The 15,243-nt window shown below is 38.2% G+C and carries 9 protein-coding genes and 2 pseudogenes; 9 read left to right on the top strand and 2 right to left on the bottom strand.

Annotated features, from left to right (window positions below):
* Positions 1–182: 182 nt before the first annotated feature.
* A pseudogene (locus H3Z85_18210) lies at positions 183–2,748 on the bottom strand (DNA translocase FtsK).
* A 631-nt stretch (positions 2,749–3,379) separates the two neighbouring features.
* On the opposite strand from H3Z85_18210, the gene H3Z85_18215 reads away from it, so the two are divergent.
* The 9 genes and pseudogenes from H3Z85_18215 (at position 3,380) to H3Z85_18255 (ending at position 15,020) form a co-directional block, all read left to right on the top strand.
* Positions 3,380–5,857 (top strand): hypothetical protein, encoded by a 2,478-nt coding sequence (locus tag H3Z85_18215; protein ID QPQ51234.1) that lies wholly within the window; start codon positions 3,380–3,382, stop codon positions 5,855–5,857.
* Between the two features lie 70 nt (positions 5,858–5,927).
* Positions 5,928–6,341, top strand: coding sequence for a hypothetical protein (locus tag H3Z85_18220; protein QPQ51235.1), 414 nt, complete (start codon positions 5,928–5,930; stop codon positions 6,339–6,341).
* Positions 6,342–6,351: 10 nt separating this feature from the next.
* Complete coding sequence (locus H3Z85_18225; protein QPQ51236.1) at positions 6,352–6,852, top strand: hypothetical protein; 501 nt, start codon at positions 6,352–6,354, stop codon at positions 6,850–6,852.
* Positions 6,853–6,993: 141 nt separating this feature from the next.
* A complete protein-coding gene (locus H3Z85_18230) occupies positions 6,994–7,638 on the top strand; it encodes a cysteine hydrolase (protein QPQ51237.1) in 645 nt (214 codons plus the stop codon).
* Positions 7,639–7,706: 68 nt separating this feature from the next.
* Positions 7,707–8,278 (top strand): annotated as a pseudogene (locus H3Z85_18235) (Crp/Fnr family transcriptional regulator).
* 438 nt (positions 8,279–8,716) lie between these two features.
* Positions 8,717–11,971 (top strand): cytochrome c biogenesis protein CcsA, encoded by a 3,255-nt coding sequence (gene ccsA, locus H3Z85_18240; protein ID QPQ51238.1) that lies wholly within the window; start codon positions 8,717–8,719, stop codon positions 11,969–11,971.
* Positions 11,972–12,358: 387 nt separating this feature from the next.
* On the top strand, positions 12,359–13,225 hold the full coding sequence (locus H3Z85_18245) for an SPFH domain-containing protein (GenBank protein QPQ51239.1): 867 nt from the start codon (positions 12,359–12,361) through the stop codon (positions 13,223–13,225).
* A gap of 58 nt (positions 13,226–13,283) precedes the next feature.
* Positions 13,284–13,472 carry an Arc family DNA binding domain-containing protein gene (locus H3Z85_18250; protein ID QPQ51240.1) on the top strand — a complete coding sequence of 63 codons (189 nt, stop codon included), beginning with the start codon at positions 13,284–13,286 and terminating at the stop codon, positions 13,470–13,472.
* Between the two features lie 159 nt (positions 13,473–13,631).
* Positions 13,632–15,020, top strand: coding sequence for a T9SS type A sorting domain-containing protein (locus tag H3Z85_18255; protein ID QPQ51241.1), 1,389 nt, complete (start codon positions 13,632–13,634; stop codon positions 15,018–15,020).
* 53 nt (positions 15,021–15,073) lie between these two features.
* On the opposite strand, the gene H3Z85_18260 is transcribed toward H3Z85_18255, so the two are convergent.
* Complete coding sequence (locus H3Z85_18260) at positions 15,074–15,223, bottom strand: hypothetical protein (GenBank protein QPQ51242.1); 150 nt, start codon at positions 15,221–15,223, stop codon at positions 15,074–15,076.
* Positions 15,224–15,243 lie beyond the last annotated feature (20 nt).

The following is a 15,243-nucleotide window of genomic DNA, read 5'->3' on the forward strand; positions in this document are numbered from 1 at the left end:
CTTTTATATACTTTTGACTCTAAGGGATCAAATCAATCGTTTCCCCTGTATTGACGCAAATATTTCAAAAACTGTTCCAAAGGATGAGAGAGGCTGTTCCTGCTTTTGATTGTTGTTTGAAAATAAACAGGTTAGCAAATCGGATTCGTTTTTTTATTTGAAATCATTTGAATCAAGATTGATTAATTTCTCAAATCTTCAAGAAACTGTTCCAGAGAATGAAGGTCACTGATCAGTACCTCTCTTGCTTTAGCACCGTTAAAACCTCCGACAATGCCGCTTGCTTCAAGCTGGTCCATAATTCTTCCGGCCCTGTTGTATCCCAGTTTCAGCTGTCTCTGAAGCATAGAAGTAGAACCTTGTTGCGTAGAAACAATAATTCTTGCCGCTTCTTCAAACAATGCATCTTTTTCGTTCGGGTCAAAAGCTCCTACCGAACTGCTGTTTGAATCTTCAGATACATATTCAGGAAGTATAAATGCAGATGAATATCCTTTTTGCTCTCCGATGAATTCTGCAAGTCTCTCAACTTCCGGTGTGTCTACGAAAGCACACTGAAGTCTCAAGATTTCATTACCATTAAAATATAGCATATCTCCTTTACCAATCAGCTGATCCGCTCCCGGAGAATCCAGAATCGTTCTTGAATCTACACTGGATATTACTCTGAAGGCCGCCCTTGCAGGGAAATTGGCTTTGATCATACCTGTAATTACATTTACCGAAGGTCTCTGTGTAGCTACGATAAGGTGGATACCTACGGCTCTTGCAAGCTGAGCTAATCTGGCGATTGGCAGTTCAACCTCTTTTCCTGCGGTCATGATCAGATCGGCAAACTCATCCACTACCAAAACGATGTATGGTAAGAAACGATGGCCGTTTTCCGGGTTTAATTTTCTTTCTGCAAATTTTTTGTTGTATTCTTTTAAGTTTTTACAGAAGGCATTTTTAAGAAGATCATATCTGGTATCCATCTCAATACACAAAGAGTTCAGGGTATTGATCACCTTGTTGGTATCTGTGATGATAGCTTCTTCCGCATCAGGAAGCTTGGCCAGATAATGTCTTTCAATTTTTGAATATAATGAAAGTTCCACCTTTTTAGGGTCAACCATTACGAACTTCAGTTCACTGGGATGTTTTTTATAAAGAAGAGAGGTAAGAATGGCATTAATACCTACCGACTTACCTTGTCCTGTTGCCCCTGCCATAAGAAGGTGAGGCATTTTTGAAAGATCTGCCATGAAAATTTCATTAGAAATCGTTTTCCCGAAAACTACCGGAAGATCCATGTCCGTATTCTGGAATTTGTGAGAAGCAATTACAGAACGCATAGAAACCATGGTAGGGTTTTTTCTGGGAACTTCAATACCGATTGTTCCTTTACCCGGCATAGGGGCAATAATCCTGATACCTAAGGCAGAAAGATTCAACGCAATATCGTCCTGTAACTTTTTAATTGCTGCTACTCTGATTCCGGCTTCAGGAACAATTTCATATAATGTTACTGTGGGCCCGATCGTCGCTTTAATTTCTGCAATACCAACGTTGAAGTTTTTAAGGAGTCCTACGATTTTATTTTTGTTTTCTTCAAGTTCTTCTTTATTGATAGAAATTTCTTCATTTCCATAATCTTTCAGCAGGTCCACAGGAGGCATCTGGAAATTGGCAAGGTCCAGTTTGTGATCATAAAGGCCATGCTTTTCTACCAATTCCTGAGATTTTTTGTCAGAATCATCCAAAACATCAATCACCGGAGCAACTTCTACATTGAACTTAATGTTTTCCTGGCCCGGGATGGTTCCTGCAATCGAAGGAGATGGAGCTGAAGGCCTGATGTCAAAAGCATCTTCAGGACTTGAAACCGGAACAACAGGTTTTGTCGAAAGATTCAGACTCACGGGCTGAGGAATGTCCTTAGGTTCATCTTCAAAAGAAGTATGGTTAGGAGTGCTGATTGTTTCTATATTCGTAGAAACCGGAACCTCAGGGAATCCCTTCGGAACACTTACCGGTTCCTGCTCTTTCATTTTATTATTTGGAATATCCTGTGCAACTTCGCTTACAGTAATATGGGAAAGTTCTTCTTGAGCTTCCTCTTTCAATTCTTCATCTGCCTCAAAATCTTCTGAAGAATCCGGCATCATAGATTTTACTTTTCCGATCGTATTCTCGTTAATTTTACTCAATTTTGCTTTTACAGAACTTGGACGCAGATTAAATTCCAGAATGAAATACAGCAAAATACTTGAGACCAATACAGTCCATAAACCTACACTTCCTATGATAGAATTGAGGTAATCCATGATCTGATATCCGTATACTCCTCCTAACACGCCCTGTCCTTTGGTCAATGCTCCCATAAAAATAGGAAGCCAGCAGATAAAAAAACAAAGAATGCCCAATGGTTTTCCAAGGCTTGAATATTTTCTTTTTAAGGATTAATGTTCCTACCACAAGGAATAAAAAGGCAATAATAAAGGAGGCGATCCCTATACTTTCAAAAATGAAAATATTCCCGAACCAGTCTCCGGCTTTACCAAAAATGTTGGAAGATTTTATCGTTTTATCAAGCATGGTACCAGCCTGGCTTTGGTCTGCCTTCCAATTCATCAGATAAGAAATGAATGATAGGGCCAGGACGATTGAGAAAAGTATAAAACTTAGCCCGAAAAATATACGGGGCTTAGATAAAATTTTGCCTGATTCCGGCGTTTCAGTCTGTTTTTTTTGTGTCTTTTTGTCCATAATATCAATGTCGCAAATTTAATGTTTTTTCAATACTAAAAGAATCTTTTTTCTTCAAAAAACATTTTGCAATTCCCCTTTTACTGCGGTTGTTTAAGTTTGATGAAAAGAATATTTCAAGTGTTAATTTGAATAAAATAAGGTAATTTTTTTTGTTTTTCCAAATCCGAACCTGTTAAATTGTATGAATGGGTATCCTTTTTCGCGTTACAGGGGCTGAGTGAGGGGAATAAAATTCTATGTAAAGCTTATGATATTTATAAAAAATAATAATTTATGGTAAAAAAGTTAATATTTTAAAACACTTCACTGTTTTTTCTTGTTGTATGTAGAGTTTTTTCATAAGTTTAATGAAATATATTAATAAATTTATATAAATTATTGTAATTTCATTAAAAAAATATATTATACATTTGCGGTAAATATCAAAAAGATAAAGTTTATTTTTTTAGCATTGTTTCTGTATTTCACCAGAAATTATAAGTCACAATGCCAGCTGTCCTACAACTGCCCTGATTAATGGCTTTATTTTTTTATTATTTTCCATATTCCACCTATTCCCAATGAATTAGTACATTTTTGAAGAATTACTAATTTTTTTAATTAAATACAAACCTTAAAAGATACATGAATGAAAAAGCAGTTATTCTTTGTGTTCTCGTTAGGTAGCTGTACGCTATGGGCACAATCTCCGGGTGGTGTCTCCGGTAATCTCCAGATTTGGGTAAAAGCGGACGCAGGAACGGGCACAACAACAGATAATACACAAGTTTCCATCTGGGAAAACCAAAAAGTCGGTGGAGTTAACGGGATAGCCAATCAGGGGATGCCAGGATACTATGGCGATCCGGGTATTGGGGCAAGACCCGTTTACCGTTCGGCCACGTCGATCCCCAGTTTTAATTTTAATCCGGCAATTCAGATTGTCAGTACAGACGGATATCGATCAGGATATAAATTCCCTTTAGGATTTCCGGATAATACAACGAATGCACTTACCTCGTATACCCATCTTTCAAGAACGACATCGGCGTCGTACAGATCTGTATTTGTCATGAACGGGACAACAAGAAATTCCAATCCGGGTACCATCGCGGGTGTATGGCAGTCTCCGTTTTTCGGAACTCAAAACAACCGACCTGAATTTTACAATGAAAAAGAATCGGGGGATGTTTTTTTTGGAACCAATACCATTAATACGGTAGGAACTAATATGCCGAGTATACAATCTTATTATAATAGTTTATCAGGTGCAAACATGAACTATTTTTTTGATAATAATGGTTTAACGTACGGACAGCCTTCGAATAATGTTTCCTCTACAAGTAATTATCCTGGTCTTGTTCTCCTCATGGACAATGACGGAGGTAATGGAAGCACTTCGTTAGCAGGAGACAGAATAGGGGAATTTATTTTGTATTCCGGAACCCAGACACCGGCGGAAAGACAAAGAGTAAATTCTTACCTGGCCTATAAATATGGAATAACTTTAGATCAAAGTACTCCACAAAGTTATATCGCATCTGATGCAACGACCGCAATGTGGAATCACACGAGCACTAATGCTTCTACGTATAATAAAAATATTGCAGGAATTGGTAGAGATAACGGATCTGCTCTGAATCAGAAGCAGTCTAATTCGGTCAATGAAGACGTATCCCAAGTTGTGATTTCGGCAGGAAATTTTGTAGCTTCCAATGCAGACAACACCAGCAATTTGGCAGATATGCAATTTTTGAGCTGGGGAGATAACGGATTGAGAAGAAGTTATAATGCTCCGGTTGTTCCTCCTAACGGAAGCAGGGCTAATTACCGCATGGCTGCAGTATGGAAAGCTCAGCGTACTTCAGGATTTACACAACCTGTGACAGTAGCGCTACCGGCTGTTCCCGTAAATACAATTTATATGGTAAGGTCTACTGATACGGTTTTTGACGGATCAGATACGTGGGTTCCTATGTCTGTGACGACAGTGAATGGGGAAAGCTATGTGCAGACACCTGCCAACATAGATTTTTCTGATTCCGGTGGTGATTATTTTACTTTTGCAACCTTTGTGATTGGTCCCGGAGGTGTAGATAGCGGACTACGAATGTGGCTAAGAGCTGATAAGAATTTTTCCCCGTCTATTTGGGAAGACCAGTCTATTGCCGGAAATGATTATACACAGACCAACGCAACAAGACAACCAAGCCTGGTGCCGGCAGATATAAAACATAACTATAATCCGTCGGTTGATTTTGGAGATGCTACGGCTGCGGGAGCAAAATTTATGTCTATTCCCAATGGTCAGCCATATACCGCCAATGGCATGGACTCTTCTTTCTTTATGATGATTAATCCGAGAAGTTTCGGGCCAAGTACTTATAATGAGTATTTCGGTTTTGGAGGAACTACCACAACGGCCACGCTTACCGAGGCTAACTGGCCTTCATATACAAATAACGGAAATAACGGAAGCATGCAGGTTTATCCATATGGAGTCTCTACCATGAACAGGATAAAGGATAAAACCCAACTGCCGGATTATTCTTACACCATCGGAGGTTCTATAACTTACGGTTTAGATGGACAAAACCAAAATGTGAGTGCCGTAGTTGCTGCCACAAACAGCAGAACGGCAAGTGGTGCTATTTTAGGAAGTCAGCCAAGCTATTTCCCTAACGCAGATATCGGAGAAGCAATCGGATATGAAAGAGAGCTGCCCGCCATAGAAAAACAAAGAGTCCGTTCTTATCTTGCGGTAAAATATGGGGTGACTTTACAGCAACCTCAAAATTATATTGCTTCCAATCAGTCTGTCACTTGGGACTCTTCTTTAAATACAGGTTTTAATAATAATGTATTTGGAATGGCAAAAGACGATGCTACTATTTTGGATCAGGTCGTTTCAAGCAGTATCAATTCCGAAAATAATATTATTCTTACCATATCCACAAGTAATGATTTTGTTTCGTCCAATATAGATCCGGGCAGAGTTACCTTTCTTCGGGATAATACGTTCTTGATGATGGGCGATAATAATAACCAAACTCTTTCACTTCTGAATTACGGAACTGCCCCGGGAAAAATCATTCAAAGGTCCTGGTTGGCGCAAAGAAAAAAATAATACAGCCGCTACGTGGCTTCAGGCTGATCTTTCCGGATATACAGGTATTGTTGCCACCGATAAAGCCTATATGGTAATTGCTGATGATGCGGCATTTTCACAAAATGTGCAGCTTGTTCCTGCAACCAGCTTCACAGGAGGAAAGGCCGTGTTCAGATATTCATTTCCAAGTAATAAGTATTTTACCTTCGGGATCAATCTGCAGACCTATTGTACAAAAGATCCTGCGGCCGGCACTCCGGATGCTTATACTAAAATAGGGATTTCGGGCTATACCAATATACAAAATGGCTGGCCGGGAGCTGTTCCGAACGGATTTATGGCTTTAGAATCAAAAGATAAAGGAATGGTCATTACGAGAACAACATCGGCGAACATAGCTTTACCGGTTGAGGGAATGCTGATTTACGATACATTCGATAAATGTTTTAAATTATACAATGGCACAGCTTGGAATTGCATCACAAGATCTTGTAACGACTAAAAAACAAAAAATGAAAAAAATAATTGTCATAATAACATTGTTTCATATGGGAGCGTTATCAGCACAAATTGCTATCGAAAAAAGCCAGGTAGACGGCGATGGCCTTTTAGATTTTGCTCCTAATACGACAAAAGGTATTTTACTGCCAATTGTTGAAACCCTTCCTGCCAATGCAGTCGGAGGTACACTTTTAATGGATAAGAATGATCAGACATTGAAAATGAACGTGGAAGCTGCCTGGGTCCCTTTGAGTGATGTCGGTTCGGTTGCCGGTGCAGTTTTTAATACTAATAATGAGATAGCAGGACAAAACAGGATTATCGTGGGCTCCGACACCACCACAGCACCGGGAGTACTGGTTATGGAATCATCAAATAAAGCGCTTATTCTGCCTAAAGTGGCAACTCCTCATCTCAATGTCAAAAACCCTTATCCCGGGATGATATGTTATGATACCGTCAGTAAAACGATGGCAGTATTCGATGGGCTGAAGTGGAGCTACTGGAAATAGATCACTTATACTTATATATAATTTAATTACAAGGCTGTCTCAATTTTAAGGCAGCTTTTTTTTTGCTGAAAAACGTTTTTTGAACTAGTTCAAAGGCCGGCAAGTTAAGTGTTTATAATTTTGAACCATAAAATATGGTCAATGAAAAAATTATTCAGAGGTATGCTGGCTTTTAGCCTGATTGTAATTTCAATACTACCAATTAAAGGACAACAAAAAAGAAAAATGGAAAACACCGCATTATTAATTATCGACATTCAAAATGATTACTTTCCTGGAGGAAAGATGGAACTGAAAGGAGCAGAACAGGCTGGCAGGAATGCAAAACAGATCCTTGGATTTTTTAGAAAAAACAATCTTCCTGTTATTCATATTATGCATGTTTCAACCAATGAAGGAGCCACTTTCTTCCTTCCCGAAACCTCAGGGGCAGAAATCAATATTCTTGTTTCGCCACAAAGAGATGAAAAAATTATTACAAAACATTTTCCGAACAGCTTCAGGGAAACTGACCTGCTGCAATATCTTCATTCAAAAAACATTCAAAAGCTGGTAATTACCGGTATGATGACGGATGTCTGTGTAGAATCTACGACAAGGGCTGCTTTTGACTTTGGTTTTAGTACTGCCGTTATCGGAGATGCTACCGCAACAAGAGACCGGGAGTTAGGTGGTGAAATTGTGCCGGCAGATGATGTACAAAGATCATTTTTAGCAGGAATATCAGCTTTGGGGAATCTGTATGCTGAAATTGTTAATACAGAAGATTTTTTGACAGGTAAGTAATCTTAAATCTCGTTTCATAGATAAAGGTATCATGAATAATGGTATCTTTATTTTGTTTTAAAAAATATATGTCCGATTTGCTTTATCAAAATATCAGCAGGTATATTGACCTTTCCCAAGAAGAGTTCAGCCAATTTGCGGAACCTTTTCAACTCAAACATTATAAAAAGAAAGAGATTGTCCTGAAAGAAGGTGAGTACTGTTATTTTGAAGGCTTTGTTTTGAATGGCTGCTTTAAAATTTATTATCTGAATGAAAACGGCTTTGAACAGACGTTATATTTTGCAGTACAAGGCTGGTGGATTACGGATCTTGACAGTCTCATCAATCATGTGCCGACTATATTGAATATTGAAGCCGTTGAAGATAGTGAGGCCTTGATGATTTCAAAAAAGATAAGGCTATTTTATACGAAACCATGCCGCAGATAGAAAAACTTTTCAGGATAATGAATCAGCAATCGTCTGTCGCGTTACAGAGAAGGATTCTTTCATTAACAGGTAAAACGGCCGATAAAAGATACGTGGAGTTTCTAGAAAAATATCCGGGACTTGAGCAAAGGCTGACTCAGCAGCAGGTTGCTTCTTATCTGGGAATTACCCATGAGTTTTTGAGCAAAATAAGGAAAAAACTTCTTTAAACAATAAGGGGTTATCACTGTGCCTGAAATTTTTATTGAAATGATTAAATCGTAAATGCCAATTCGTTTATTTGGAATAAGGTCGAATAAGACAAAAGTGATATACTTTTTAATCCCAAAAAAATGGTAATTGTGATCAAATTATTTTTTAAATTTTCATCTTGTTTACAATATGTATTGATGTGTTTTTTTAACTTATTTGTTATGAGTTGTTTGCCATTAGGTTAAATCTGTGGTATAGAATAATTCAATTGCTGATATAGTCACAATGAATCCGTATTCTTTCGGATTTTGAAATTGAATTTTCCTTAATGTTTTTCATGTTATTAAGAACCGTTCAAAATAAGCCAAACCGGCTCCAAAATGACAAAAAACAGCTTTTTTTAAGCTCTTTATCCTTTATCATCCTTATTTTTGCATGTCAAGTACAATTAAATCATGAAGAAGCTCCAAGATATTCTTATCTCAACCAGAACAATGGCTGTATTGTTGCTGGTGTACGCATTTGCGATGGCTTATGCAACGTTCTTAGAAAACGACTACGGAACTCCTACAGCAAAAGCATTAATCTATGAGGCCAAATGGTTCGAACTGATCATGGTCCTGCTAATCCTTAATTTCATAGGAAATATCGGAAGATACAGACTGTGGAAAAGAGAGAAATGGCCGGTTCTGGTTTTTCACCTTGCCTTTGTATTCATTTTTATCGGAGGTGCCATTACCAGATACATCAGTTTTGAAGGACAAATGCACATCAGAGAAGGAGAAACCTCCAACGAAATCGTAACGGATAAAAACTTTTTTAAAATCCAGATCGAAGAAAAAGGGGATGTTTTGAATTATAAAGATGTACCATATCTGATGTCTCCGTTACACAAAGATTTCCAGGCCACATACGATTTTCATGGAAAAGAAGTAAAAGTGGTCGCTAAGGAATACATCCAAAGAAAAAAAGACAGTTTAGTCGCTGAACCAAACGGCGCAGAATATCTTCACCTTGTTTCTACGGGAAGTACAGGTAGACAGAATATCTACATCAAACCGGGAGAGACAAAATCGATCAACGGAACATTAGTGACCTTCAACAGAGCTATTGAAGGCGCTGTGGAATTCAAAAACGAAGGTGGGAAATTATTCATCAAAACTCCTGTTGATGCAAGTTATATGACGATGGCAACTCAGGCTACGGGAAATACGGTGAAAAATGAATTTCAGCCTCTGGCATTGAGAAGCTTATATACCATCAGTGAACTGAAACTTGTAGTTCCGGAAGGTCTTAAAAAAGGAAGGCTGATGGCGATTGAAGGAGACAGAAAGAAGGATGTAAATGTTCCGGATATGCTTCAGATTGAGCTGCAAGGCCCAAAAACAAAACAATTGGTTGATCTTTCTGTAGAGAGAGGAAACCCAAATGCCTATAAGCAAGTTACCATGGATGGCTTAAACATTATGGTAGGTTTCGGGCCTAAAGTATACAATACTCCTTTTGCCCTGAAATTGGATGACTTCGTTATGGAAACTTATCCGGGAAGTTCATCACCGAGTGCTTACGAAAGTCACGTTAAAATTATTGACGAAGGAAAAGAAACTCCTTATAAAATCTATATGAATCATGTTCTTAATCACAAAGGATACCGTTTCTTCCAGTCCAGTTTTGATCCGGACAGAATGGGAACCGTACTTTCTGTAAACCACGATTACTGGGGAACACTGATCTCTTACATCGGATATGCACTGTTATTTTTAGGAATGTTTGTGATCTTCTTCTGGAAAGGAACTCACTTCTGGAAACTGAACAAAATGCTGGTTGATGCTAATAAAAAGAAGGCAGCAATCGTATTATTAATGTTTCTGAGTTTAGGACTGAATGCACAAAAAATCGAAACCCACGGAACAACCGACGGAAGCAGGGAACATGTACACGTAGAAGGTGAAGATCATATGCATGCTCAGCCGCTGGACGGGGCATCTCCAAAGCAGAATTCATTAGCGACCCCAATGGGTAAAATGAGAACGATTTCTCCTGATGAAATAATTGCAAGAAACAAAATCAGCAAAGATCACGCGGATAAATTCGGATATCTTCTGGTTCAGAATTTTGAAGGAAGAATCGTTCCGATCAACACGGAAGCATTAGATATTTTAAGAAAATTATACAAAAAAGACGAGTTTAAAGGAACAGACGGGAAGTCTCTTACCGCTAATCAGTGGTTCCTTTCTATCAATACCGATACTCCGAGCTGGACGATGGTTCCTATCATCAAAGTAGGAACGAAAGGTGGAGATGAGCTGAAAAATAAAACAAAAGCAGATGAGGAAGGATATACTTCATTGATGAACCTTTTCACTGCAGATGCAAACGGTAACCTCACTTATATTTTGGAACACGACTACAATACGGCGTTCCGTAAAAAACCGTCCGAGCAGACCAATTATGATAAAGAAGTTATTGCCGTAAACGAAAGAGTACAGATCTTTAACGAGTTTTTCAGCGGACAATTCATGAGAATCGTTCCTGTGAAGAATGATGCGAATCATACCTGGCATTCATGGCTGGATCAGAAATTTGAACCGGATATGGAATCCCAACAGGTAATGGGACCGTATTTTGCAGAAGCACTGACAGCGCAAAAAACCGGAAACTGGAGCAAAGCTGATGCAGAATTGGTAAAGCTTTCAGATTATCAGCAAAAGTGGGGGAAAGCAGTTGTTCCTGCAAAATCTAAAGTTGATCTTGAAGTATTCATGAATAAAGTGAATATCAACTTCAAATTATTGATTTTCTATACCATCATCGGTGGACTTCTTTTAATCTTAGGTTTTGTGGAATTATTCAAATCCAGCAAGATTTTAAATAAATCTATTAAGGTGATCATTGTCATAGGAATAGTAGGATATGTATTCCACTTCCTTGGTCTTGTGGCAAGATGGTATATTTCAGGTCATGCACCTTGGAGTAACGGATATGAAGCAATTATCTTTATTTCCTGGGTAGGGATCACAGCCGGATTAATTCTTTACAGAAACGCCAATGCATTGATTCCTGCAGCAGGATTTATGGTAGCGGTCATTATGATGGGATTTGCACACGGAGGCTCAGCGCTTGATCCGCAGATTACACCACTGGTTCCGGTATTGAAATCTTATTGGTTAATTGTTCACGTAGCCATTATCACTTCAAGTTACGGTTTCTTTGCCCTGTCGATGATCATAGCAGTAATCTCTTTGGTATTCTATATCATTTCAAACAAAGAAACCTATAAAATTCATCATGATACCACATTGAAAGAATTGGTTATTGTTTCCGAAATGTCACTCACCATTGGTCTTTTTGCTCTTACCGTTGGAAACTTCTTAGGAGGGATCTGGGCCAATGAATCATGGGGGAGATACTGGAGCTGGGACCCGAAAGAAACATGGGCTTTCATCTCGATTATGGTGTATGCTTTTGTACTGCACATGAGATTAGTGCCGGGATTGAGAAGCAGATGGGCGTTCCATGTAGCGACGATGTTTGCTTTCTGCTCTATGGTAATGACATATTTCGGAGTAAACTATTATCTGAGCGGACTTCACTCATACGCAGCAGGAGATCCCGTTCCGATACCGGCTTGGGTATACATCGGAATCACAACAATGATTGCTTTATCAGCAGTTTCTTATTTCAAGTTTAAAGCTTTAACAAAGAAATAATAATCTTTTAAACATATCACTCAAAATCCCGGAAATCAATTCCGGGATTTTTTTGTGTCTATTGAAATGAAAAGATATTTTTTTCATATTGAGAATAGCGAGAATTCACTAAAATTAGAATGAGTTTTAACACTATGCTCGCAAGGTTGATTATACTAGCTTTTCATTTTCCGTTCGCAATGGCACTGCGTTCAGCAAAGTATGGGGTTCTTAGCTGAGTGAAACGCCTCAGCCATCTTTTTCACTGTAATTTATAAATTCTTTGCGAACATTGCGTTTATATCTTTTAGCCTCAATTCTGTTTTTCATCAAAAAATCCAAAATTATCATTCAGAATTCCAAAATTACTGCTATCTTTATGATATCAAAATAATATCAAATTTAATCATGGAAAAAACATTAAAACCCATGTCAGGCTATCTTACCTTAGTAATCTGCCTGGCTTTATTTGCAGCTTCGGTTTACTTTTTTATTTCCGGAGTAGATCAGAGTATTGCTTACGTCGTTATAGCAATGTTGTGTTTCTTATTATCATGCTTTTTCTTAAAAGGTCTGATGATCATTCAGCCTAACCATTCAAGAGTATTAAACTTCTTTGGAAAATATGTAGGTTCGGTAAAGGAAAACGGGCTGTTTTTTATCAATCCTTTATATTCTTCACAGAAGATCTCGTTACGTTCAGAAAACCTGCAGGGACAAACATTGAAGGTGAATGATAAAATGGGAAACCCTATTGAGATTGCGGTAGTCATTGTTTGGAAAGTGGGTGATACCTACAAAGCAGCCTTTGATGTTGAGCGCTATTCGGATTTTGTAAAAATGCAAAGTGAAGCGGCAGTAAGACACCTGGCCATGAGTTTTCCGTATGACAATTTAGAAGATGATCATGCTCCCATTACTTTGAGAGAAGGCGGAGATAAGATCAATTCTATTTTGGAACAGGAGCTTACAGACCGTCTTTCAAAAGCAGGAATTGTTATTCAGGAAGCAAGAATTTCACACTTGGCTTATGCCTCTGAAATTGCCGGGGCTATGCTTCAAAGACAGCAGGCAACGGCCATTGTAGCAGCCAGAACAAAGATTGTGGAAGGTGCTGTGGGAATGGTGGATCTGGCTTTGAAAAAATTGTCAGAAGATAATATCGTAGAGCTTGATGACGAAAGAAAAGCCGCGATGGTAAGCAATTTAATGGTTGTTCTTTGTGGTGAAAAAGCAGCCACTCCTATATTAAATGCAGGTACTTTGTACAATTAAAAGAAATAGTTTTCAGGGTATGATAAAATAAGCCCGGAAAAATCCAAAAAATAACAAAATGAAATCAGAAAAAGCTCAGAATAGTTCGGAAAACAAAGGCAAAAAATCTTTTGTGATCAGAATAGATGAGTCTACTTACAAACTCCTTGAAAAATGGGCTAACGATGAATTCAGGAGTGTGAACGGGCAGATTGAATATTTGCTGCATCAGAGTCTGGTCAATTCAGGGAGAAAGAAAAACGAATAAATCATGACGAACTTGTTTTAACAAATAATCCGTCTCAATTTTTATTTGAGACGGATTATTGTTATCTTAAAAATAGCTCAAAAAGCCTTTTCGTACATACATATTTTAAATGTTTGAAGATTTTCAATTTTTAACATTTATCTTTGCAAAAAAAATATTTTGAAAAAAACACTAATAACCTTAACTGCCATTCTTGGGCAGTTATATTCATCACAATGCTTTAAAGAATTTAGTCCTTCAAAAATAGGTAGATACACAGCAGGTATAAAATCTGATGGTACACTTTGGACATGGGGAGAAAACAGTGATGGAGGACTGGGAAATAATACACCAAATTCATCTTATTTCCCGAAACAGATTTCTTCAGATACCTGGAAGAGTTTCTCTCTGGGAAGATATCATACATTAGCCATTAAATCTGACGGTACACTCTGGGCTTGGGGATTAAATAATTACGGACAGGTTGGTGACGGAACAAATACAAAGAAGCTTGCTCCTGTACAAATTGGAACAGGCACTAACTGGATTTTTGTAATGGCCAGTGAATACTCTTCTTTTGCTATTAATGAAAACGGTGAGCTTTGGGCCTGGGGAAATAATGCCAATTATACTTTGGGATTAGGTGATGGTGCAGACAGAAAAGTTCCTAACAGATTAGGTACAGATACAGATTGGAAGAAACTTTCAGGAGGCGGAAGTCATGTAATTGCACTTAAAAACAATGGAAGTATCTGGGGTTGGGGATCCAATTCAGCAGGGCAGGTAGGTACTGGGAACACGTTTGTGAAAATTCCAAAGCAGATTGGTACAGACACCAACTGGAGAGACATATCGGTAGGATATATAAGTTCTTATGGTATAAAAAACGATAACACCATTTGGGCATGGGGTGATAATTATGGCGGACAAATAGGAAATGGCGGATGGGGCGCTCAGATATATGCCCCTATTCAGGTAGGAACCGACAATAATTGGAAATCTGTAAAAGCGGGCTCCTATCAGGTGGTAGCTTTGAAATATGACAACACCTTATGGGGATGGGGTTCAAACGGATTGTCACAATTAGGTGGGTACCACGGAACTCCCAGTTATAAAACTCCGGTGAGGATTGGTCTGGATTCTGACTGGAAAAATATTTATCCGGGATATGCTGCGACCTACGCTGAAAAAAATGATAATACCATGTGGGTAACAGGAGATCAGTGTTGCGGAGAGTTTGGAAGTAACTTCTCAAGCGGTAAGCATTATCCTCTGGCAATCGTTTCCGGCTACTGTGCAGACTCTGTACTTGGCACAGCAGATTTGCCTAAGAAAGAGAATGCAATAAGCTTTTATCCCAATCCTGTAAGAGATGTACTTACCATTTCTTTAGATTCAACCATTGAAAAAGTCGAAGTATTTGAAATGAGCGGTAAAAAGATTAGAGATTATATTGATGTGAATAATTTCCATTTAAAAGTTAATTTTTCGGAAATACTTCCTGGTACTTATATGGTGAAAATTAAAACCAGAAATGAAGAGAAGACGGTAAAAATCATCAAAGAATAGCAGCAATTAAATTTGCTGACAAAAAGAAAAGCAGAGAAAATTTCTCTGCTTTTTTATTTGATACAACTTTGAAGCGTGTCTGCTCCAAAGTAGAATATTACGAGCCAAACCAAACCTTTAATGGTAAAGAAAGCCAATCCTGCCCATCCTACACGCTTGAACCATTTTTTAAGCTTTGAGTTATTTTCTTGTGAATTTTCCATTGGTGAATATCAAAAAGATT

Origin of the sequence: Chryseobacterium indologenes (assembly GCA_016025055.1) — a bacterium.
In the GTDB taxonomy this organism is placed as follows: Bacteria; Bacteroidota; Bacteroidia; order Flavobacteriales; family Weeksellaceae; genus Chryseobacterium; species Chryseobacterium indologenes.